General features: G+C 60.2%; 19 protein-coding genes, 1 tRNA gene and 1 pseudogene. 8 read left to right on the top strand and 13 right to left on the bottom strand.

Annotated elements, in window-relative coordinates:
* Positions 1-327: 327 nt before the first annotated feature.
* A complete protein-coding gene (locus GGQ85_RS07420; protein WP_309773967.1) occupies positions 328-933 on the bottom strand; it encodes a class I SAM-dependent methyltransferase in 606 nt (201 codons plus the stop codon).
* A gap of 210 nt (positions 934-1,143) precedes the next feature.
* A complete protein-coding gene (locus tag GGQ85_RS07415; protein ID WP_309773966.1) occupies positions 1,144-2,313 on the bottom strand; it encodes a calcium-binding protein in 1,170 nt (389 codons plus the stop codon).
* A gap of 433 nt (positions 2,314-2,746) precedes the next feature.
* On the opposite strand from GGQ85_RS07415, the gene GGQ85_RS07410 reads away from it, so the two are divergent.
* Entirely contained in the window at positions 2,747-3,406 is a 660-nt protein-coding gene (locus tag GGQ85_RS07410) for a nucleotide-binding protein (protein ID WP_309773965.1), read from the top strand.
* Positions 3,407-3,453: 47 nt separating this feature from the next.
* Here GGQ85_RS07410 and GGQ85_RS07405 read toward each other — a convergent pair whose 3' ends face one another.
* Together GGQ85_RS07405 and GGQ85_RS07400 are read right to left on the bottom strand one after the other, a co-directional pair.
* The gene (locus GGQ85_RS07405) at positions 3,454-3,846 is read right to left on the bottom strand and encodes a transposase (protein WP_079445691.1); all 393 of its coding nucleotides are present in this window, start codon (positions 3,844-3,846) and stop codon (positions 3,454-3,456) included.
* Positions 3,847-4,482: 636 nt separating this feature from the next.
* A tRNA-Ile gene (locus GGQ85_RS07400) sits at positions 4,483-4,558 on the bottom strand.
* A 649-nt stretch (positions 4,559-5,207) separates the two neighbouring features.
* On the opposite strand from GGQ85_RS07400, the gene flhA reads away from it, so the two are divergent.
* On the top strand, positions 5,208-7,334 hold the full coding sequence (gene flhA / locus GGQ85_RS07395; protein ID WP_309773964.1) for a flagellar biosynthesis protein FlhA: 2,127 nt from the start codon (positions 5,208-5,210) through the stop codon (positions 7,332-7,334).
* 323 nt (positions 7,335-7,657) lie between these two features.
* A complete protein-coding gene (locus GGQ85_RS07390; RefSeq protein WP_079445679.1) occupies positions 7,658-7,858 on the top strand; it encodes a hypothetical protein in 201 nt (66 codons plus the stop codon).
* 218 nt (positions 7,859-8,076) lie between these two features.
* Here the strand turns inward: GGQ85_RS07390 and fliJ are convergent, their stop codons facing one another.
* Positions 8,077-8,502, bottom strand: a complete 426-nt coding sequence (gene fliJ, locus GGQ85_RS07385) for a flagellar export protein FliJ (protein WP_079445678.1) — start codon at positions 8,500-8,502, stop codon at positions 8,077-8,079.
* A gap of 105 nt (positions 8,503-8,607) precedes the next feature.
* Positions 8,608-9,933 (bottom strand): flagellar protein export ATPase FliI, encoded by a 1,326-nt coding sequence (gene fliI, locus GGQ85_RS07380; RefSeq protein WP_309773963.1) that lies wholly within the window; start codon positions 9,931-9,933, stop codon positions 8,608-8,610.
* Between the two features lie 368 nt (positions 9,934-10,301).
* Here fliI and ctrA point away from each other — a divergent pair, with 368 nt between their 5' ends.
* The 4 genes and pseudogenes from ctrA to GGQ85_RS07360 all read left to right on the top strand — a co-directional run bounded on the left by ctrA (position 10,302) and on the right by GGQ85_RS07360 (position 13,165).
* Positions 10,302-11,003: a response regulator transcription factor CtrA gene (ctrA, locus tag GGQ85_RS07375; RefSeq protein ID WP_079445676.1), complete on the top strand. Its 702-nt coding sequence runs from the start codon at positions 10,302-10,304 to the stop codon at positions 11,001-11,003.
* Between the two features lie 188 nt (positions 11,004-11,191).
* Positions 11,192-11,596 (top strand): DUF350 domain-containing protein, encoded by a 405-nt coding sequence (locus GGQ85_RS07370; protein WP_309773961.1) that lies wholly within the window; start codon positions 11,192-11,194, stop codon positions 11,594-11,596.
* Between the two features lie 2 nt (positions 11,597-11,598).
* Entirely contained in the window at positions 11,599-11,979 is a 381-nt protein-coding gene (locus tag GGQ85_RS07365) for a hypothetical protein (RefSeq protein ID WP_309773960.1), read from the top strand.
* Positions 11,980-12,006: 27 nt separating this feature from the next.
* Positions 12,007-13,165 (top strand): annotated as a pseudogene (locus GGQ85_RS07360) (glutathionylspermidine synthase family protein).
* A 93-nt stretch (positions 13,166-13,258) separates the two neighbouring features.
* Here GGQ85_RS07360 and GGQ85_RS07355 read toward each other — a convergent pair.
* The 6 genes from GGQ85_RS07355 to chpT all read right to left on the bottom strand — a co-directional run bounded on the left by GGQ85_RS07355 (position 13,259) and on the right by chpT (position 19,765).
* Positions 13,259-14,125 carry a CheR family methyltransferase gene (locus GGQ85_RS07355; RefSeq protein WP_309773959.1) on the bottom strand — a complete coding sequence of 289 codons (867 nt, stop codon included), beginning with the start codon at positions 14,123-14,125 and terminating at the stop codon, positions 13,259-13,261.
* Positions 14,122-15,276, bottom strand: coding sequence for a protein-glutamate methylesterase/protein-glutamine glutaminase (locus tag GGQ85_RS07350; protein WP_309773958.1), 1,155 nt, complete (start codon positions 15,274-15,276; stop codon positions 14,122-14,124). Before GGQ85_RS07350 ends, GGQ85_RS07355 begins: the two co-directional genes overlap by 4 nt.
* A gap of 54 nt (positions 15,277-15,330) precedes the next feature.
* Positions 15,331-15,696, bottom strand: a complete 366-nt coding sequence (locus GGQ85_RS07345) for a response regulator (protein WP_309773957.1) — start codon at positions 15,694-15,696, stop codon at positions 15,331-15,333.
* Positions 15,697-15,747: 51 nt separating this feature from the next.
* The gene (locus tag GGQ85_RS07340) at positions 15,748-16,218 is read right to left on the bottom strand and encodes a chemotaxis protein CheW (RefSeq protein WP_079445689.1); all 471 of its coding nucleotides are present in this window, start codon (positions 16,216-16,218) and stop codon (positions 15,748-15,750) included.
* 11 nt (positions 16,219-16,229) lie between these two features.
* Positions 16,230-18,905 carry a hybrid sensor histidine kinase/response regulator gene (locus tag GGQ85_RS07335; RefSeq protein ID WP_309773956.1) on the bottom strand — a complete coding sequence of 892 codons (2,676 nt, stop codon included), beginning with the start codon at positions 18,903-18,905 and terminating at the stop codon, positions 16,230-16,232.
* Positions 18,906-19,117: 212 nt separating this feature from the next.
* Positions 19,118-19,765 (bottom strand): histidine phosphotransferase ChpT, encoded by a 648-nt coding sequence (gene chpT, locus GGQ85_RS07330; protein ID WP_309773955.1) that lies wholly within the window; start codon positions 19,763-19,765, stop codon positions 19,118-19,120.
* 189 nt (positions 19,766-19,954) lie between these two features.
* Here chpT and GGQ85_RS07325 point away from each other — a divergent pair, with 189 nt between their 5' ends.
* Complete coding sequence (locus GGQ85_RS07325) at positions 19,955-20,743, top strand: 3'(2'),5'-bisphosphate nucleotidase CysQ family protein (protein ID WP_309773980.1); 789 nt, start codon at positions 19,955-19,957, stop codon at positions 20,741-20,743.
* 17 nt (positions 20,744-20,760) lie between these two features.
* Here GGQ85_RS07325 and GGQ85_RS07320 read toward each other — a convergent pair whose 3' ends face one another.
* Positions 20,761-21,267, bottom strand: coding sequence for a YHS domain-containing (seleno)protein (locus GGQ85_RS07320; protein WP_309773953.1), 507 nt, complete (start codon positions 21,265-21,267; stop codon positions 20,761-20,763).
* Positions 21,268-21,303 lie beyond the last annotated feature (36 nt).

The following is a 21,303-nucleotide window of genomic DNA, read 5'->3' as shown; positions in this document are numbered from 1 at the left end:
TCCCTGCCATCAAGCGAATGATAATGACCTCTCATTAATAACATTACATATAATGAAAGTGACGAAAACACGAACATTTCAAGAGATGCGGCGGCGCTGAGGCGGCAATTGCCCGCATTCATCGGCCGGCAGAGTCCGGCATTAAAGGGCCGCGCCCCGCTCCAGGGTGTCCCGCTTTGTATTGGGGCGCTGGGCCAGCATCCCTTTCCCGGGAATTCGCTATCGTATGCTTCGATTGGTCGGGTTCAAAATTGGACTGCCGAAAATGCAACGGGTTCTTCTGAACCACCATGCAAAAGTATCCGTGCATGGCCGCTCCGCGCCGGACTAAGCCGCCAGCTCCTGAAAATTAAACCCGCTTCCTAATAAAGCTGTCTTGATGGCTGCATCATCGGCCTCGGGCATCAACGCCAGCGCGCAAACCTCAAAGTTCTGCATTGAGACCGACACGGTCGGGAAGCCGGCCGTCAATAGCAGATTGCCAAGTCGCTCTGCGGTAAAGCCGGTGCGATGGGCCATATGCAGGTGTCCTTCCTCGATGGCCCGGGAATGGCCGTAAAGCATATCGAGCGGCCTGATCGGACCTGCAGGAGAATTGTAGGCGACCGCCGCAATACCTTGCTCGACTATAAAATGAGCCACCGCTTCGACGTCAGGGCTCATGATCAGGGCAAAGCCGTCCGGTTGCAGGACGCGATGGAACTGGCGCAGCGTGGGAAAGATCTCGTGAGCATAGAGATGCTCAAGGACGTGTGACGACCATATCACATCAAACGATTGCGGCTCGAACGCCGTTTCAAGTTCGAGGATAGAACCGACGACGTGGGGTTGCACACTCGGATCAATATCGAAACGTAATTCTTCCAGTCCTCGCTCCTGAATCATTCGAGCGATTCGTCGGGCAGACCCGGGGCCGGAGCCCGCGTTGAGCAAGCGCTTGATACCTCGGGGCAACATCGGCTCCTGGCGTCCGATCGGAGCTATCGGAAAAAAGTTAGAACAATACCGCTCCAGCGATCTATGACCATGACACTATCGATGTGGCTTCACAAAGGCACGAGCGGCCCCGTGGGATGTCTTTGCATCACAAAAGTTAAGGCCCCACCGAAGCGGAGCCTTAACAATCCTGTCCTTCCGTCCGAACTATGAGAGTTTCGGCAGCGTGACGACCTGATCGCTGAAGTGCAGCTCCTCAACTCCGTTGACCGCAACAGTCTGCTCATCGTTGAAGTGCAGGGTGTAGGTCGACGTGCTCTCATCGACGTCGATCTTGGCAACATCGAAGAACGAACGACCAACGAACTCGGCGGAGTCGTTACCGTTGCCGCCGAAGATGGTATCGCTGCCGCTATGCGATTCGATCCGGAAGGTGTCATTGCCACCTCCGCCTTCCAGCGTGGAATTGCCATCTCCACCACCGGACAGCCTGAAGTGGTCGTTGCCCGCACCGCCTTGCATGACGTCGCCCTGCACGCCAACCAGTGTATCGTTCCCAGCGCCGCCTATAAGCGTGCTGTGTCCTTCCACATCATTATTGCCACCACTATTGCCACCATTATTGCCACCGCCGCCATGACCATGACCACCGCCATGGTCATCTCCACGACCGCCACCATGGTCGTCTCCGCGACCGCCGCCATGGCCATCTCCGCGACCACCGCCACGGTCATCTCCGCGACCGCCGCCGCGATCATCTCCACGACCACCGTCACGGCCGCGATCATTATCCCCGAAGGTGCTGTCGTCGGCGCTGGCAACGCGCGCGTTACCGCCACCGCCTCCTCCGCCAGCGGCCAGCGCACCAGATACCAGGAGGTCGTTGCCGGCGCCGCCGTCCAGCGTGTCATTGCCGGTGCCGCCGTAAATGCTGTCATTGCCGGCACCGCCGAATAGCGAGCTGTCGCCATGGCCTCCACGGATGACGTCGTTGCCGCCTCCACCGTAGACCGTATCGTCACCGCTATCGCGAAGGTTGATCGTATCATTACCTCTGCCTGCGGCGACAAAGATGTCGTTATCCCCGCCGGTCACGTTCAGTCTGGCGCTGTGGTCGTCCAGGACGATCGCTTTCAGATTCGGATTCGTCTGGACGCTTGTCGAGTTGGATACGTCCAGAATCTGGACCACCGGCGGCACCGCCCCGCCGGCGAACGGCCCTGACTCCAACCATCCCCTCGCACTGTTGTCGCCCTCGTTAAACACACCGCTTTGCTCGAGCGAATCGATCAACGCCGATCGTACGCCCGCCTCGATGTTCCCGTTATTATGGAGAAACTCACCTAACTCGGTCTTCGTCAAATAGGAAACGGCCATGGCGTCCTCTGGCTGGATTTTTTCATGACGAAAGCAGATATTCAGTCGACGCCAATCGACACCAATATACTGCAGTTCGAATGTGCTAGTCCTGAGCCGACCCGAGGCTCGCATAACATATAAATGTTATGTCACCTCTCGATTGTTATGTCTATGTTAGAGGCACCAGATCGCGCAAGTCAAGGATCAAATTACGTCCCCTTAACTTAGATTCGACTGAGATCGTCGGCCCATCAGCCGGATACCTGCGTGCTTTGCCGAGCCGATTTCCCTAATCTGGGTCGGATTCGCCCACTAGGCATGCATAAAATCAGAAGGACGGACCGCTTTTAAACCCTGACCGGCCAGCCAATTGTGATTTTCGGTCAAGAAATGGTAACGTCGGCAGATGCTTTTACCGGAAAATGTGAGAATTTGTTATCGTGGCGCCCGCATGAGCTCTCCCGGACTGAGACGGAGAATTATAACCGTTACTCAGCGCAAAGGCGGTGTCGGCAAAACCACAATCGCGGTCTGTGTCGCCGCTGCGCTCGCGCGCCGGGGACATGACGTTGCGCTTGTCGACAGCGACCCTCAACGTTCCGCCTCACAGTGGGCGGAGCCCGGCAATCTCGAATTCCCGGTCTATGAAATGGCCCTGGAGCAAATGTCGGTCTCCGCCTGGGCGCAGGAAGTGCGCAGCATTGAAGCCGGGGTGATCGTCATCGACACCGCTCCCAACGCTCGAGAAATGGGGGCCTCCATCGCTGTGGCCAATCTGATTTTGGTACCCTGCACCCCGTCCGGCCTTGACCTCGACGCAACGCTTCAGACTCTTGCGATCATTAACGCAGCACGGGAACGCCGCCGGGATCGAATCAAGGTGATCCTGGTGCCGAACAGGCTCGATCGCCGTACGCTCGAGGGAAGGCAACTGCTCGACGAGTTAAATACATTCGGTGAAGCGGTCGGGCCGCCGATCGCTAGCCGCGCCGCCTTCGTTCGTTGCTTCACTAGCGGTCAATCGGTAACAAGCTTCGTGCCCGGAGATAACGCTGATCGGGAAATCCAAGAACTAGCGGACGCAATCGAACGGACCGACCAAGAGGAATAGGTAACTCCGCACTCGCAGAGAGACACTTCTTTCCCTTCCAAGGACAGCTATCTGGAATTGGCTGGACCAAGCAGGGCCTGCACACCTTGCGTCTCCGACGGACGAGACGATGCCGTAACCGCGGCTTCCTCAAGCCTCATTTTCTCTAGCAAGAGATCCGTGACGATCTTTCGAAGCCGCTGGTTCTCGAGTTTAAGCTCCTCCAGAACATGACGCATCTGATCCATCGCCGGAGGTCTGGCAGACGCCACACCTTCTCCTGCATTGTCCTGAAAAACATTTGCTTCTTGCCTTGGCAGAGGCAGTTTCCTCCACCGATGAAGGGTCATGACACTCACACCAAGCGCCTTGCACACATCGACCTGGGAATTGCCCGTGCGGGCAAGCTCGTCTGCCCGGGCAAGCTTCGAAAGAATTTCCTCCCGCGAATGCTTCTTCATCTTCCTACCTGGATGCGGCTTCGATGACAGGGAATAAAACCAAATGTAAATCTCATTTTGCGAACAACTTCACAACGATAAAATGGACAAATAAATATATGACAGCCGAGCGCCACAGGATCAAGCTCCGCGCACGTTAGCCTTTCGTGTTAGCTGCAGTGCAACGTAAAACCAAAACCATCTTTTTCGATCCCGATTGCTATCATATGGCGAGATACCCACGAGGACCGCGATCGAGTGTATCACTTCTTCAGAGCACGGGCGCCATGGTCTGTGGTCGATCCTATCTTTCCCAATCTTGCGTTCCGCGTTCATTCTGTAAGACGGCTGCAGTCGTCACAGCGGAACTACCTATCCAACCTCACAGATTCGATTTGTAACCAGCTTCTGGCGCTGACGAACAGGTCGGCATCTTTGTGCCGTGCATTGCGCGGGGACATTGTCCAGCTATGTCAGTCGCCCCGCCGCATCTCGCACCTAAAGATGTTGTGGGCATCAGGCCAGATGGCCGCGCAACGGCAGGAGAATTCGCGGCCCGATCGTCTCGCCGCCTTCGTCGCACTCGCGTAAAATTGATACGCGTTGGCGCCACATGAGCCGGAAGGTCTCACAGGCTCGTGTAGATGCCTGATTTGCTGGTGGGCCCGGAGGGACTCGAACCCCCAACCAGACCGTTATGAGCGGCCGGCTCTAACCATTGAGCTACAGGCCCCGGCCGGACGTCGCGTGTGCAACCGCCGCCGGCGCAGGCATCCCCTTACAATGTCATGTGCCGCGCGGCAATCGGCGGTCAGGGCTTTGGGTGGCTTCGAGCGCGATACGGAGCACGCGCGCCAGATCGGAGCGCGCATTTCCTCCTCTCCGTGACCACCGCGCTAAAAGTGGCACGCGTTCCACCGAAGATGTGGGACTGAGGCAGGCATCAGGCGGGTTCGTAGGTCTTACCAAGCGGATTTTTGACGCTGCTCCGCAAACCGGACATCTCGATGACCTTTATTTCGATGACCTTATTAGCTGGTTGCGAGCGTACAGGCCCGATGCGGACCGGGACGGCGGTGCCGAAAGAACACGTTCTGTCTGGGCACCGGCCAAAAGACATCGTTCCAGCGGTCACCAGCGACCACGAGACCTAGCGGCATCGGAAGTGACAGAACTAGACGCAACGAGGGCGTCTTAACTCTTTGCTAACCATACACAGGGCAAATTTTGCCTAGGGGACCGCGCGTCGTCAGCCGCTCAGAACGGCATCGCCCCCAATGAACGCCAGGGCGGCGCCTTACTTCAAAATGGAGCCGCCTCAGCCGCCGCGCAGACGATCGGCGCGCGGGAGCGGCCTTGGGCGTGGGGGGGAGACAGGGAGGATGAGGGGCATCACGGCGGATCAGGGCGCAAATTCGCCAGGCTCGGGTTTTCCGAGTTTTGGCGAGATCGGGACCATGCTGAAGCGCGGCGATCTCGCGCTCGCCTTCGGCATCCTGACGATCCTTGTCGTCCTGATTCTTCCGCTGCCGTCGATCATCCTCGACCTCTTTCTGGCGATCTCGATCACGCTGTCAATCCTGATCCTGATGACGTCCCTGTTCATCCAGGCGCCGCTGGAATTCTCCTCTTTCCCGACCGTGCTGCTGATTGCGACCATGCTGCGGCTGTCGCTCAACCTCGCCTCAACACGGCTGATCCTGTCGCACGGGCATGAAGGCTCGGCCGCCGCCGGCCACGTCATCGAGGCCTTCGGCAACTTCGTGATGGGCGGCAACTTCGTGATCGGCATCATCGTGTTCGCGATCCTGGTGATCGTGAACTTCGTGGTCATCACCAAGGGTTCGGGCCGCATCGCCGAGGTGGCGGCGCGCTTTCAGCTCGACTCCATGCCCGGCAAGCAGATGGCGATCGATGCCGACCTCTCCGCCGGCCTCATCGACGAAAAGACCGCCAAGGAACGCCGCAAGGCGCTGGAAGATGAAAGCGGCTTCTTCGGCGCCATGGACGGCGCCTCGAAGTTCGTGCGGGGGGATGCGGTCGCCGGCCTGCTCGTCGTCTTCATCAACATCATCGGCGGCATGGTCATCGGCATTGCGCAGGAGGGCCTGAGCTTCGCCGACGCCGCGCGCAGCTACACGCTGCTCACCGTCGGCGACGGACTGGTGACACAGATTCCCGCACTCATCGTCTCCACCGCCGCGGGCCTTCTGGTCTCCAAAGCTGCCGTCACCGGCGCCGCTGACAAGGCGCTGATGAAGCAGCTCTCCGGCTATCCGCAAGCGCTTGGTATGTCAGCCGGGGTAATGTTGGTGCTGGGTCTGCTACCCGGCATTCCGATGCTGCCGTTTGTCGCGCTCGGCGGCGGAGCGGCGGCGCTTGCCTGGAGTTCGCGAAAACGCCAAAGCGTCGCGGCTGCGGCAGCCATGGCGGCGGCGGCGTCCGACGCCGCGGTCGCCCCCCCGAGTGCGGAAGAGCCGATCTCGGCGGCGCTGAAGATCGACGATCTGAAGATCGAACTGGGTTATGCGCTGTTGCCGCTGGTCAACGGCCCGGATGGCCAGGATCGCCTCACCGAGCAAATCAAGGCGCTGCGCCGCTCGCTCGCGATCGAGATGGGATTCGTGATGCCGGCGGTGCGGATTCTCGACAACGTGCAGCTAGAGGCCAACACCTACATCATCAAGATCAAAGAGGTCGACGCCGGCTCGGGCCGGATCTGGCCGAACCAGTACATGGTGATGGATCCTGCCGGCGATCAGGTCGGGGTTCCCGGCATTCATACCACCGAACCGACCTTCGGACTGCCGGCAACATGGGTGGATGCCTCGCTCAAGGAGGAGGCCTCACTGAAAGGCTATACCGTGGTCGATGCCGCGACCGTCGTTTCGACCCACCTCACTGAACTGCTCAAGACCAACATGTCGGATCTGCTCTCTTACGGCGAAGTGCAAAAACTTCTGAAGGATCTACCGAAGGAACAGGGCGAGCTGATCAAGGACATTGTTCCAGGCCAGATCACGATATCCGGCATCCAGCGCGTGCTGCAGCTCCTGCTCGCCGAGCGCATTTCCGTCCGCGATTTATCCACTATCCTCGAAGGCATCGCCGAAGCGCTGGCCTTCTCGCGCAACCCGGCAACGCTGGTCGAGCACGTGCGTGCCCGCCTTGCGCGTCAAATCTGCGCCCAAAACACTTCCGTCAACGGTTACCTGCCACTGGTCGCACTGTCGGCCAAATGGGAACAGGCCTTTGCCGACTCCATCATCGGCCAGGGCGAGGAACGCAGCCTTGCGATGCAGCCGTCAAAGTTATCAGAATTTATGGCCGCGGTGCGCGACCGCTTCGAACAGGCCGCCCGGGAAGGCGAAGCGCCGGTGCTGGTAACCTCGGCCGCAATCCGGCCGTTCGTCCGCTCGCTGGTCGAACGTTTCCGCGCCCAGACCTCTGTTCTATCGCAGGCCGAAATCCATCCCCGGGCCCGGCTCAAGACGGTCGGCAGCATCTGATCACGCTGCTCGAATCACGCCGCTCTTAATGCGGCATTTTGGCACCAGACAACTGGTTTATCTCCAGCCTGTGCCGGCCCCGTCGGGACGCGCCGCGAGCGCAGTTTAACGTTAAAATGCTGATGTATTTGCACAATTTATCCATTTCCCCATATTAGGCCGGGTTCAATGATCGCGCATCTTCACACCTTTTCACCACTTTGTGATCAACCCTTCGGAACATTGGTGTCGATTCCTACGTTCTAAGGGCGCGAGATTATGAACCTCTGCGCAGGCAGCGGAGACCAATCTCCAAGAAGGAAGTTACGCCAGGAGGGCTTCCAATGAACCATTCGATTTACAGCGCGGATCGGACGACCCACCTGAAGATCGTGGTTGTGGCTCTTGTTGCAGGTATTGCAGTGGCGGGTTTCGCAATTTCAGCGCGCATGAACGCTGACGATGGCTATACCCAGACTGCACGCGTCATCAAAGCCGGAAAGCCGATGGCTGTTACGAGTTCGGGCGCGATGGTCGTCCGATGAAGGAGTTTGAAGGAATTCACGAGGCTTCTTTACATTTGCCCCCCGAAGTCGCCACGTGAGTACGTAGAGGACCCACTAACCCCAAGTGGACTACGATGGAAAACGCCCGCCCCCCACGGGCGTTTTCTTTCGTTATAAACACCCCATAATAATAAGCGCACCCAGATAGAAGCCGTCGGCGCCGATGCGGAATTTTTCTCTTCGGCGGATCGCCCGCGTCACGCGATGGTGGCGGCGCCCATGCGCGAGCGCATTAAACCGATACTATCAAGATCGGCCTGCTCGCGAGCGTTCTCTTCTGCGCGTTCGCGAGCCTGATCGCGCTCATCCAGCAATTCGACTTTCTTGAGCTCCTCAAAGGCTTCCGCCAAGCCCATCTTGGCATCTTCGAGCTGGACGCGGAGTTCGTCGGCGGAGCGGGTCAGGTTTTCCCGGCGCTGGATCGCTGCCTTGGCATAGGTCGGATACGCGAAATGTGCGGGATCATCGATCCCAGCACGTTCCTGCTCGATTTCGATTTCACGCTCCAGATCGACCGACATGCGTTGGAAATCAGCAATCATGCCCTCGATCTGAGCCACTCTCCGACGCTTCTCCTCGACCTGGAATTTCTTCAGGCGGATCAGCGTTTCACGTGACTTCATCGACTCGTACTCCCCAGAAGTCCCAATCTACGCGGGACAACGGCGGCACCTCCTTCGGATCCCGCCGTACTCCTCTTATGAGAAGCCGATGATGACCCGACAAAGTTAGCTTTCCGTTTCCAAGGTCTTAACGATTTGCTGCAACCTTCGATAACCCTCCTCGATGCTGGTCACCTCATCCTTCGCCTGGCGCAGAAAATCCTCTAAAATCGGATTCAACTTGATTGCCTCATCGACCTCCGCGTTGGAGCCGGTCCTATAGGCGCCGAGCCGGACGAGTTCCTCCATGTCGGAATAAGTGGCCATCATCTGTCGCGCGCGGGTAATGATCGGCAGGAAGGCTGGATCAGCCGATTTCGGCATGGTGCGGGACACCGACTTCAAAATGTTGATCGCGGGGTAGCGACCTCGCTCGGCAATGGCACGCTCCATCACGATGTGGCCGTCGAGAATGCCGCGCACTGCGTCGGCCACCGGCTCGTTATGATCGTCGCCGTCCACCAGCACGGTGAAAATGCCGGTGATGGTTCCCTCGCCGGCGCCGGGACCGGCGCGCTCCAGAAGCCTCGGCAATTCGGTGAACACTGTCGGTGTGTAGCCCTTCGTGGTCGGCGGCTCGCCGGTCGACAATCCGATTTCGCGCTGCGCCATTGCAAAGCGTGTCACCGAGTCCATCATGCACATGACGTCCCTGCCCTCGTCGCGGAAATATTCCGCGACCGCCAGAGTCAGATAGGCGGCCTGACGCCGCATCAAGGCGGGCTCATCAGAAGTCGCGACCACGACGACCGATCGTGCGAGCCCCTCTTCGCCAAGGTCGTCCTGCAGGAACTCCTGCACCTCACGACCGCGTTCGCCGACCAGACCGATGACCGAAATGTCGGCATCCGCGTTGCGCGCCAACATCGACAGCAGCACCGATTTGCCGACGCCGGAGCCCGCGAAAATGCCGAGCCGCTGGCCGCGGCAGCAGGTCAGGAATGTGTTCAGGGCGCGGACGCCAAGATCGAGCGGTTTGCCGACCCGTTTGCGCGAATGCGCCGACGGCGGCGAATTACGGTACGGCACAGGCGCCGGCCCCTGTGGTAGCGGCCCTTTGCCGTCAATCGGCTCGCCCATGGCGTTGATAACACGTCCGAGCCATGAGGCTGCCGGCCGCACCTGGCCGGAGGCATTGGCGATCAAGGCACGGCAGCCGCGTCGTACCCCGTCAAGGCCGGCAAACGGCATGACAACGGCATTGTCGCCGTTGAAGCCGACCACCTCCGCAGGGATGGCCCGACCGACGCCGGTCTCGATCACGATACGGGCTCCCACCGACATCGCATGGATAGGGCCGGCTATCTCAACCATCAGCCCACGTACACCGACCACGCGGCCATAAATATTGACGCGCTCGATCTCGCCAATCCGCTCGGCCAAGCTCTTCATCGTGAAATCCTTAGGTTTCCGCGCATTAGCCGAGCTCCTTAACCTCGTGTTTACCCGCATCGTTAATCATTGCGTCACTGTCTTTGGTGACTGAGCGCGCGTGTCTTCAGGACGAAGGCGAGTCGCGAGAGTCGGTTAGGCCTGACTTTTAATGTGGAGCCTGAGTGCCGGTCGGATAAGGAAAGCTGCTTCAATGCAACAGCTTAGGGCGATTCGATGAAAATTGCACCGAAGAGACTTGCAGAACAGAAACAGTTTTTGTTAACCATAAGCTGTCAGGATCCGAATCAGTTGCTTAAAGGCGTTTCCAGTGCCGCAAGTATTGCGGCCGGCCTGACGCCCGGCGCGGCGACGATTAGGGGACTGGCATGCGCGTTTTGCTGATTGAGGATGACAGCGCCGTCGCGCAGTCGATCGAGCTGATGCTCAAGTCCGAGAGTTTCAACGTCTATACGACGGATCTCGGCGAAGAAGGCGTCGATCTCGGCAAACTATACGATTACGACATTATCCTTCTCGACCTCAACCTGCCCGACATGTCGGGTTACGACGTGCTCAAGCAGCTGCGCGTCTCCAAGATCAAAACACCCATTCTGATCCTTTCCGGCCTTGCCGGTATCGAGGACAAGGTCAAGGGTCTCGGCGTCGGCGCCGACGACTACATGACAAAGCCCTTCCACAAGGACGAGCTGGTGGCCCGCATCCATGCGATCGTGCGCCGCTCCAAGGGTCATGCCCAGTCGGTGATCCAGACCGGCGATCTCGTAGTCAATCTCGACACCAAGACTGTGGAAGTCGGCGGGCAGCGTGTCCACCTTACGGGCAAAGAATATCAGATGCTCGAGCTGCTCAGCTTGCGCAAGGGTACCACGCTGACCAAGGAAATGTTCCTCAACCACCTCTATGGCGGCATGGATGAGCCCGAGTTGAAGATCATCGACGTCTTCATTTGCAAGCTGCGCAAGAAACTCGCCAATGCCTCCGATGGCCGCAACTTCATCGAAACCGTCTGGGGCCGCGGCTACGTGCTCCGTGAACCGCACGATGACGAAGTCCGCATTCCGGCGTGATACCGGACTTCACCTTTCCTCCCAGACTGACCCCGCCGCAAATGGCGGGGTCTTTGTTTGTGAGACCTAGAAGTCTGCATTTTACTCGACCCGAAGGCCCGATCCTGCCCTGAACCCGTCGCCGGGTTGCCTCGACTGACACAACATGGCTGATTATCCGGGGCTGAGGCGTCACCACGGGGGCTGACATGATCCTGCAATCGCTGGCCGGGCTGCCGGCCTTCCTGCTGTATTTCTGCACAGGCCTGATCGCGGTCGTGCTGTATCTGTTCGTCTATACGCGCGTCACGCGGCACGATGAATTCCAGCTGATCTGCGACAACCATCCCGCCGCAGCCATCGCGCTCGGGCTCAGTCTGGTTGGCTTCGTCATTCCGGTGGTCAGTGCCATTATGCACACCGTCAATGTGATCGACTGTCTGATCTGGAGCGTGATCGCGCTGATCGTGCAGATCGCGGTCTATTACATCGTCAAAATTCCCGTACCGAACCTGTCGGCTCGGATCGCCGCCGGCGAACTCGCGCCGGCGATCTGGCTCGGCCTGTCATCGGTCGCGGCCGGCGCGATCAACGCTGCGTCGATGGTGTACTAACCATGGCCCAGCCTCCCGCCGAACAATTCGGGAAACGACGGCTGCCGCCGCTCGAATCGTCGCCCCCGGTGAAACGTTCCGGACGTGTCGCGCTGCTGGTGATGGGCACGCTCGCGGTCGGCGGTGGTGCCTATTTGCTGATGCCTCACGACAACTGCGAGCCCAACCGCCCCGGCGTCGCGGCGTCCGCAACACCCGGCCAGACCGGAACGGCCTGCAATTCGGGTTCATCGAGCAGCGGCTGGTCATCGCGATCGAGTTATTACGGCGGCAGCGATTCCTCCTCGAGCCATTCCTCATCCGAATCCGGCAGCGGTTCCGTCACACGCGGCGGCTTCGGCGGTTTTGCCCATGCGATTTCGGCTCACTTCTCCGGCGGCTGACACGCCTGCGGCTCGCGAGTTCCTCCTATGCAACGCATCGCCTGCCCCGAACGCGACGACTGGCAATCGACCGCGGAGAATGCCGGCTTCGCATTTCATACCCTTGACGGCGCGCGGTACTGGGACGAGCGGGCCTATTATGCGTTCACGCTTGACGAGATCGAGCAGCAGATCGAAGCGCCGACCGGCGAAATTCCACGCCATGTGCCTCGAACTGGTCGAGCGTGCAATGAATGACGAGAGCGTGCTACGCCGCCTCAGGATCCCGCAAGCCTGCTGGCGGATCCTCACCGAGAGCTGGGGGCGCGGCGATCCCACGCTTTACGGCCGCTTCGACTTCAGCTTCAGCGGTCACGGGCCAGCGAAACTGCTCGAATACAATGCCGATACCCCCACCTCGCTGTTCGAGGCCGCGGTGTTTCAATGGACCTGGCTCGAACAGGCGATGGAGCGCCAGATCATTCCCAAGAATGTCGATCAGTTTAATTCCATCCACGACAAACTGATCGCGCGCTGGCGCGAGATCGCGACGAATGGCCATCTGCATCTGACCGGGCTGTACGACAACCCCGAGGATGCGGTCACGCTGAACTATCTCGAGGACACCGCCCGGCAGGCCGGCCTTCAAACGACATCGCTGGAAATCGAACGCATCGGCGTCGACGGCACCGGCCAGTTCGTCGATCTTGACAATCGTCGCATTGAGCTCGCGTTCAAGCTCTACCCCTGGGAATGGATGCTACGCGACAGCTTTGGCTCCAAGGTTCAGGCCGCGTCGACGCGATGGGTTGAGCCGCCCTGGAAGATCGTGCTCTCCAACAAGGGAATTCTGCCGCTGCTGTGGGAGATGTTCCCCAACCACCCGAACCTGCTGCCCGCCTATTTCGAGGACGATGCCGCGGCGAGCAAGCTCGGCAACTCGTATGTGCGCAAGCCGATATACTCACGCGAAGGCGCCAACATCGAACTGGTCAGCAGCGGAACGGCGCTGGATCAGCAGGGTGGACCCTACGGCGGCGAAGGGTTCGTGCGTCAGGCCTTCGCGCCGTTGCCGACCTTTGATGGTCAGTATCCGGTGATCGGAAGCTGGATCGTTGGCGATCAGGCTTGCGGACTGTCGATCCGCGAGGACGAGAACCCGATCACGGGCAACACGTCTCGCTTTGTGCCGCATGCGATCTTGTGAAACGCGGCATCACTCCGGATGCCGCGTAAGCGGCGAGCGCAACACATTCGTCGTCGCCAAAGCCGCGCTCCAGAATGCCCCCGAAGCGCAGACCTACGCGCGGGCCGCCGCCTTGGGTGACGGCATGCCCGGCACCAGCGCGGGCGAGCAAACGCGATTGGGCAGATAAAGACCGCGCTTATCGGGATGCGGTTTGAACGCATCGGTCAGCCCGACTACGGTTTCAGCAGCGCCGAGCGCAAGGAAACCATCAGCTTCCATCTGCTTCGCAAGCCGCGTGAAGACGCCGATTTTGGTTTCCTGATTGAAATAGATCAGCACGTTGCGGCAGAAAATCACGTCGAAGATCCCAAGATGGGAAAAATCCTGCAACAGGTTGAGCTGGCGGTGCTGAACCATCGCGCGAATGTCGGGGTTGATCTGCCACAGTTCGCCAACCTGCTTGAAATACTTGATGAGCAACTGAATGGGCAGTCCACGCTGCACTTCGAACTGGCTGTAGAGGCCGGCGCGCGATTTTTCGAGCACCTCGTTCGACAGATCGGTGGCGATGATCTCGGTGCGCCAGCCCGTGAGCGCCGGACCGCACTCCTTCAGGCACATCGCGATCGAATACGGCTCCTGCCCGGTCGAACCTGCGGCGCACCAGATCCGCAGGTTCCGACGAGCCGCGCGGGCCTCGACCAGCGCCGGGATCACGGTCTCGCGCAGATGATCGAACGGTGTCTTGTCGCGAAAGAAGAAGGTTTCGTTGGTGGTCATCGCCTCGACGACGTCAACCGTCAGGGCCGCAGCACCGTTCTTCATTTTCTGCACGAGGTCGCCGATACCGGAGAAGCCGGCCTTGCGTGCGAGCGGAGTCAAACGGCTCTCGACCAGATATTGCTTGTCGGCGGCAAGATCGAGGCCGGACCGCTCTTTCAGCAACTTGCGCAAGTACTCAAAATCAAGCGGTGTCACAGACGGTCTCCCGCAAATAACCGAACCAGCTTCGGGGCGATTTGTTGAAGCGGCAGAACCGCCGCGCAAATTCCGTCCTGGACGGCGGCGCCTGGCATTCCCCACACCACGCTGCTCGCTTCGTCCTGCGCGATGACATTTCCCCCGGCGGCGACAATCTGCCTGCCGCCGCGCATTCCATCGGATCCCATTCCGGTCAGGATCACGGCGAGAGCGCCGCCCTGCCAGACGTCTATCGCCGACGTGAACAGAGGATCGACGGCTGGTTTGCAGAAATTCACCGCCGGGCCGTCATCCAGAACGATGACGGCATCTGCTCCTTTTCGGACCACCCGCATGTGACGACCGCCGGGTGCAAGATAGATATGACCCTGCTTCACGGTCTCCTGATCCACTCCCTCATGCGCGGGGCGCCCTGCGGCCCGCGCCAGATGCTCGGCGAGAATGGTGGTAAACGTCGGCGGCATGTGCTGGGTGATCAGCACCGGACAACGGTCGATCACCGGCCCTATTCCACCTACCAGCGCCATCAGCGCCTGCGGCCCGCCCGTGGACGAGCCGATCAGCAGCACACGCGGGACGTTTGCGCTGAAGGCACGCAGCGTTGGCGGGGGGCGGCTCGTCGCAGGAGTAGCTTTGGCCAGCGGTTCCTGTTCGCGCGGGACCAGCGGCGGTGCGGCGGCCGTCGCCGGACGACGACGTTTTGCAGCGAGGTGCCGGATCTTCTGGATCAGGTCATGCTTGAAGATATCAGCCGCCGCGATCTCGCGCGTGCTCTCGGGCTTCGGAATGTAATCGGCGGCGCCGAGCGACAGCGCCTTGAAGCTGATCTCCGCATTGCGACGCGTCAACGTCGAGGCCATGATGACAATGAGGTTGCGCTTCTTGGCCAGCAGTTGCGGCAGCGCGGAAATGCCGTCGAGTTCGGGCATTTCGATATCGAGGACCACGACATCGGGATTGGCGCGCTCAACCTGCTTGACGGCGTCGAGCCCGGTGCGCAGCGAGGCCGCAACTATCATGTCGGGTTCAGCCTCGATCCATCGGGAAATCAGTCCGCGTATAACGACGGAGTCATCGACCACCATGACGCGCAGCGGCTCCTGCTTTCTCGAATCTTGAGCCACCGGACTTGCCACAGCAGTACTCATGCCCCACCCCACGCAACAAATAAAAATGTCCAGCCGTCCGGATCGCGACGAGATTTAGATCAGGCCGATTTCCTGAAATTTGGCTGTCACGATGTCCTTGTCGAACGGCTTCATGATGTATTCGTTGGCGCCAGCGTGGAGCGCGCGGGCGATGTGCGCCACATCGTTCTCCGTGGTGCAGAACACAACCTTCGGCTGATCGCCGCCAGGCATCCGGCGAAGGTTGCGAAGGAATTCGTAGCCATCCATGACCGGCATATTCCAGTCCAGAAGCACGGCGTCAGGCAGTTCACGCCTGCAAACATCCAGCGCCTTCTCGCCATCCTCCGCCTCGACGATGTGGAAATTAAAGCCCTCCAGGATACGTCGTGCGACCTTGCGAATGACACTCGAGTCGTCAACGATCAGGCACGTTTTCATTTTGGTCTCCGTGTCTTTTCAGCGCTTTCCCTCGGCCGGCATTTGCCGGGGTCAAGCTGCAAGCTTGTCAGGTCCAATCTCCAGAACACGATCGACATCGAGAACAACCATTAACTGCCCATCCAGCCGATACACACCTGCCGACAGCTCCGCCATCCGCAGGTCGAGATTAGCCGGATTGACCTCGCGGCCTTCATCCGGGAGTTTCATGACCTCGCCGATCGAGTCGATCAACAGTCCGTAGGACTCACCACGCAGTTCGACGCCGATAGCCATGGGCGGGCGACCGGCTTCTCCCTTGGGAAGTTTGAGCCGGGCGCGCATATCGATCGCGGTGACGATACGGCCCCGCAGATTCAGGACGCCCGCGATATCGTTCGAGGCCAGCGGCACGCGGGTTAGACGTTCCGGCTTGAACACGTCCTGCACGCGTGAGATCGGCAGCCCAAACAACTGGTCGCCGATCGTCGCGGTGACGTATTCGGTGAGTGCGCTTTCGTTTGCGTGATTTACCGTGGTCATTATCTGGTCCTTCATGCCGCCCGGCAAATTTCGGCGGTCTGCTCCTTCAGTGCAGCAATCAGGCCAGGCCGGTCGAATTTGGCTACGTAGTCGTGGAAACCGGCCTGACGGCCCCGTTCGATCGCGGCCGGAGAAATCATCGACGACAGCGCAATGATCGGAGTGCCGTTCAAGCGGTTATCGGAGCGCACCGTCTCCGCGAACTCGAAGCCGTTCATGTCCGGCATTTCGATGTCTGTGAGGATCGCGTCGAATTCCTGACCCGACCGCAGCGCGACGAGACCTTCCCGCGCGTTGGTCGCGAGCCGAACCTGATAGCCTGCAGCCTTGAGAACCGGCGCGAGCATGTTGCGGAAGAAGGCGCTGTCATCCACCAGCAGCACCGACCGCGCAGTGGCAGCCGCACGCATCTCCTTGCGCTTGAACCAGTCGGCGAAGGCCATCGGCAGGAAATGACCGATATCGATCACGTCCGTCGCCCGGCCCTTGATGACGGCGGAGCCGAGGATGCCCTGCTGGCTGCTCGCCACCTCGATGTTCAGACGCTCCTCGACGATGTCGATGATCTCGTCGACCACCAGCCCCGCTGCCCGGTCGTCATCAGCGAACACCAGGACCGGTTGCGACCCGTCTTTTCCAACCGAAACGCCATCCATCTGAATCAGTGGCATGAGCTGATCGCGGTACTGCACCATATAGCGGCCGTCGGAGATCTCGATCTTGTCGACCGCGATCTCTTCCAGTCGCGTGACCAGTGCGAGCGGCACGGCCTTGGGTTGATCCGATCCGGCACGGAAGACCAGAAGTGATGTCTGCTCGGCGGCGCTGGCTCGCGCAGCGCTCTCATCGGAGATCTCTTGCTGAGACAAGACCGATGCGCCCAGCGCGTGGGCGATCCCGTTCGGGTCGATGATCATGATCACAGCACCGTCGCCCAGGATGGTGTTGCCCGAGAACATGCCGATATGCCGCAGCATGGTCGACATCGGCTTGACCACGATTTCCTCCGTATGGAACACGCCGTCCACGACGATACCGAAGGTCTGGTTGCCGACCTGCGTGACCACGATGAAGCCGTTCTCGGGATCGCTGGCCGAGCCATCATCGATCTTCAGAAGGGTCTTCAAGTGCATCAATGGCAAGAGCTTATTTCGCAGCCGCAAGACCGGAGTGTCCCTGATCCGCTCGATACGATGCTCCGAATTGGCGCGCGCACGCACCAGCTCGACCACCGAAAGCTGCGGTATCGCAAAGCGATCACCCGTGGCCTCCACGATCAGCGCGGACACGATCGCCAGCGTCAGCGGAATTTTGATGGTGACGCTCGAACCCTCGCCGGCCACCGACTTGACGTCGATTGTACCGCCGATCTGATCGATATTGGTCCGCACCACATCCATACCGACGCCGCGACCGGAGACGCTGGTTACAGCTGCAGCGGTGGAGAACCCCGGTGCGAAGATGAACTTATGGATCTGCGCCTCGGTCATCTTCTCGATTTCGGCCTCGGTCGCCAAACCGTTTTGAATGGCCTTGGCCTTGATGCGCTCGGTATTGAGGCCGCGGCCGTTGTCAGCGATGCAGATAATGATGTGGCCGCCCTCGTGATACGCCGAAAGACGGATCGAGCCCTGCTCCGGCTTGCCCGCCTTGACGCGCTCGGCCGGTGTTTCCAGGCCATGATCGGCGGAATTTCGTACCATGTGCGTCAGCGGATCCTTGATGAGATCAAGAACCTGACGGTCGAGTTCGGTGTCGGCGCCATGCATCTCGAGTTCGATCTGCTTGCCGAGTTCGCTCGAGAGGTCTCGCACGATGCGGGGCAGCTTCTGCCAGGCGTTGCCGATAGGCTGCATCCGCGTCTTCATGACGCCCTCCTGCAGCTCCGCGGTGACGTTGGATAACCGTTGCAGCGGCACCTTGAATTCGTTGTCTTCTTGGCGACGGCTGATCTCGAGCAGCTGGTTGCGCGTTAACACGAGCTCGGACACCATCGTCATCAGGTGCTCAAGCGTATCCACATTGACGCGAATGGACTGGTTGGCGACCCGATCGCCTTCCGGAGCATCCTCCACTTTCTTCGGAGCAGCCTTTGCGACTGGCTTCGAAGCAACGGGCGCCGCGGACACTTCGGGCGCGGGCTGCGAAGCAGGCGCAGTCGGCTCGACATTCGTCTCACGGAACGCGCGCTCGAGATCATCAAGCGACACCTCGCCGGGGCGCAGAGGTCGTTCGAGAATCTGGTAGGTGAGCGTCCCCGCCGTTTCATCTGCCGACATGGGCTCGGACGGCTCGGGAGCGGAGTTGGACGGGCCATCTTCGGCCATGTGATGCAATGCATCGATCAGATCGGCATCGGCCCCCTCCGGCTCCGTTCCGGTCGCCTCGAGCTGGCCCAAGATGTCCTTGATACGATCGATGGTGGAGAGAATAAGCGTCACGGCCTCGCCGGTCACCGGCATGCCGTCACGAAACTTGCCCATCAGCGTCTCCGCCGCATGAGCGAGCGCTTCTAGCCTTGGAAGGCCCAGAAAGCCGCACGTTCCCTTGATGGTATGGACCAGCCGGAAGATATTATCCAATATCTTCGCATTGTTTGGATCCTGCTCGAATCGGACGAGCTGGTTGTCAACCGTGTCCAAACTCTCGTTGGTCTCGGTCAGGAATTCGCAAAGAAGATCATCCATGCCTTCTGGCCTTCGAAACGCCGAGGCGACGTCGTCGCGCCTTTCACGGCCGGGCCAGTTTCACCGCAAAGCGTTAACATTGGTTGAGCAAGTCAAAAAGAGCCCGCCAAACTGGTAAACAAAACGACCGAGACCATCATTCGCAACGAGCTTCGAAACCATTGCGTCTGACCTGGAAACCATTTGTTAACCTGGTCGGTGAGGCGGAGGCTTTAGTTGGCAGTCGCAACCACCTGGTCGCCATCGGCGACAAGCGAAATGCTGATGCCGCAGGCGTCTGCCAGCAGACGGGTGTAATAGGGTTGAACCGCGTGGGCATCGACGGTGTTGGACGAACCAGACGCTAGAAGATCGGCGACGGGCTGCGACACGCGGGCATTCAACCCGGCGGCGGTGATCCGGAAGCCCATGGCCTCGCCCTGCCCGAGCGAGTCGACCGTTAGCACTCCCCCGCGGGGAATTGTCTGCTGCGCGATCATCAGCAAGTTGAGCAAGAGTTTCACCCTGTTCTTCGGCAGCAGAAGGCGCGGTAAATTCCAGGCGAGCGTGATCTTGCCGTCCTCGAAATGTCCCTTCGCCATGTTCTGGGCATCGCCGAGGTCGATCTGCGCTCCGGCCGAGCCCGCTGCCCCGAATGCGAGACGGCAAAACTGCAACCGCGCCGACGCAATTTTGGCGCTCTTGCGAATCAAATCGAGGGCAAACTCACGATCGTCCGGCTTGGGATCGTCGTCCAATACCTCAAGTCCGTTGACGATTGCGCCTACGGGACTAATGAGGTCGTGACAGACGCGTGAACAGAGCAGTGCCGCGAGTTCAAGCGCGTCGGGAGCGGAATCGGGAGACGGTGTGCCAGACATAAAATGTATTCCTGGGATCAGTTTCGGCAACTCCGCAGCACGCGGACATGGCGAATCAAACGATCTTCAGAGTTTGATACACGGCCTGAGCCTGTGCTGCCACCTTGAGGCAGTCGCCGCCGTCCCCCGGCGCTACGCAAGGACACCTCGAACGTGCCGGTGATCGACGCTCACTCCGCTGCCGCGCTGATGGACTCACTCACGGAACTGGTCGCGAAAGCCGGCGCCGCCGTGCTCTCGATCAATCGCGGCCGCATGATGATCGGCGGCAAAATCGACGGGTCTCCCGTCACGGACGCGGATCTCGCCTCTGACCGTGTGATCGCCGAAGGACTCGCGCAACTCCGCCCCGATATTCCGGTGCTGTCCGAGGAGCGCGTGCATCTCGCGACACCGCCTTACTCCGGAAGTTTGTTCGTGATCGATCCGCTGGATGGCACCAAGGAATTCATCGCGGGTCGCGACGAATACACGGTGAACCTTGCAATCGTGACGGACGGGGTGCCGCTACTCGGCATCATCGGCGCGCCGGCGCTCGGGTCGATCTGGCGAGGTCTTGTCGGACGCGGCGCCCAGCGCGTCGCGGTCACGCCGGACGGCGGTGAGTCCGGCGCCGCAAAGCCGATTGCGACCCGACCGCTTCCTCCCCCCGGCTCCCAATGGGTCGCCGCCGTCAGCCGCTCCCACGCCGACCACCGCTCGGACGCATTCATCGAGCGCCGGCCCGGCGCGGTGCGCAAACCGCTCGGCTCCGCCGTCAAGTTCTGCCGGATCGCGGAGGGCGGCGCCGATATCTACCCACGACTCGCCCCGACCGGCGAATGGGACGTTGCGGCAGGTCACGCTCTGGTCACCGCCGCCGGCGGCAAGGTCACGGATGAGTTGGGTGCGCCGCTGCATTTCGGCCTAGCCCGCGAGGGGTTTCTGGTCCCGGAGTTTATTGCCTGGGGCGACCCTTCTGCCGCGCCCCGAGGTTAGGCGAAGCCGGCGCCGCACTACTGCGCGAGGGTTTCTTTCAGCACGGCCCAGCGGCGCGTCGCCTCGCGCAGATAGTGCGCCGGATTAGCCGCGAAAGCCGCGCGACTGTCCTCATGACCGAATAGATAAAGCCGCTGACCGAAAATCAGCCAGAGTCGCGCCGTTCCAGCGCAAGTCACACCCCGCGCAATATCCACCGGATCGTAGCCCCCGAAACGTGGACTATAAACATCGGGGTTGGCGATGAAAAAGGCGCGGTTGTCGGGATTGCTGAAGCGCCAGATAGCGCCGCCCTGCGAGACCTCGTAGTCGGCGTCGCCCTGCACCGGCCGTGCGTCGGTAAAAAAAGCCACGGGATCGAACCCGCCGATCGCCAGCCCCGTATACCTGTCGACCACGACCCGTTCGGAGGTGGCGGCCCGAGCCGCCAAATTGATCTCCGAGATAGCGAAGGCGCACCCCAGCGAGGCGATCACGGCTATTCCGAGGCACAAGCCATATCTTTCCTGCCGCCGTGCCGTCATAGTTGGTGCCGATAACTCGCGAGTCGGGGGACGATC

This window comes from Nitrobacter vulgaris, assembly GCF_031453995.1.
In the GTDB taxonomy this organism is placed as follows: domain Bacteria; phylum Pseudomonadota; class Alphaproteobacteria; order Rhizobiales; family Xanthobacteraceae; genus Nitrobacter; species Nitrobacter vulgaris.
Note: the sequence above shows the minus strand (reverse complement) of the source record. Positions and strands in the feature narration are given on the sequence as shown.

Bases quoted from the DNA above. Each gene is read 5' to 3' on its own strand.
- fliI (WP_309773963.1), bottom strand. From the start codon at position 9,933: ATGAAGAGCTTGGCCGAGCGGATTGGCGAGATCGAGCGCGTCAATATT.
- GGQ85_RS07320 (WP_309773953.1), bottom strand. From the start codon at position 21,267: ATGACGGCACGGCGGCAGGAAAGATATGGCTTGTGCCTCGGAATAGCC.
- GGQ85_RS07410 (WP_309773965.1), top strand. From the start codon at position 2,747: ATGAGCTCTCCCGGACTGAGACGGAGAATTATAACCGTTACTCAGCGC.
- ctrA (WP_079445676.1), top strand. From the start codon at position 10,302: ATGCGCGTTTTGCTGATTGAGGATGACAGCGCCGTCGCGCAGTCGATC.
- GGQ85_RS07365 (WP_309773960.1), top strand. From the start codon at position 11,599: ATGGCCCAGCCTCCCGCCGAACAATTCGGGAAACGACGGCTGCCGCCG.
- GGQ85_RS07325 (WP_309773980.1), top strand. From the start codon at position 19,955: ATGGACTCACTCACGGAACTGGTCGCGAAAGCCGGCGCCGCCGTGCTC.
- fliJ (WP_079445678.1), bottom strand. From the start codon at position 8,502: ATGAAGTCACGTGAAACGCTGATCCGCCTGAAGAAATTCCAGGTCGAG.
- GGQ85_RS07370 (WP_309773961.1), top strand. From the start codon at position 11,192: ATGATCCTGCAATCGCTGGCCGGGCTGCCGGCCTTCCTGCTGTATTTC.
- chpT (WP_309773955.1), bottom strand. From the start codon at position 19,765: ATGTCTGGCACACCGTCTCCCGATTCCGCTCCCGACGCGCTTGAACTC.
- GGQ85_RS07340 (WP_079445689.1), bottom strand. From the start codon at position 16,218: ATGACCACGGTAAATCACGCAAACGAAAGCGCACTCACCGAATACGTC.
- GGQ85_RS07415 (WP_309773966.1), bottom strand. From the start codon at position 2,313: ATGGCCGTTTCCTATTTGACGAAGACCGAGTTAGGTGAGTTTCTCCAT.
- flhA (WP_309773964.1), top strand. From the start codon at position 5,208: ATGAGGGGCATCACGGCGGATCAGGGCGCAAATTCGCCAGGCTCGGGT.
- GGQ85_RS07390 (WP_079445679.1), top strand. From the start codon at position 7,658: ATGAACCATTCGATTTACAGCGCGGATCGGACGACCCACCTGAAGATC.
- GGQ85_RS07345 (WP_309773957.1), bottom strand. From the start codon at position 15,696: ATGAAAACGTGCCTGATCGTTGACGACTCGAGTGTCATTCGCAAGGTC.
- GGQ85_RS07405 (WP_079445691.1), bottom strand. From the start codon at position 3,846: ATGAAGAAGCATTCGCGGGAGGAAATTCTTTCGAAGCTTGCCCGGGCA.
- GGQ85_RS07335 (WP_309773956.1), bottom strand. From the start codon at position 18,905: ATGGATGATCTTCTTTGCGAATTCCTGACCGAGACCAACGAGAGTTTG.
- GGQ85_RS07350 (WP_309773958.1), bottom strand. From the start codon at position 15,276: ATGAGTACTGCTGTGGCAAGTCCGGTGGCTCAAGATTCGAGAAAGCAG.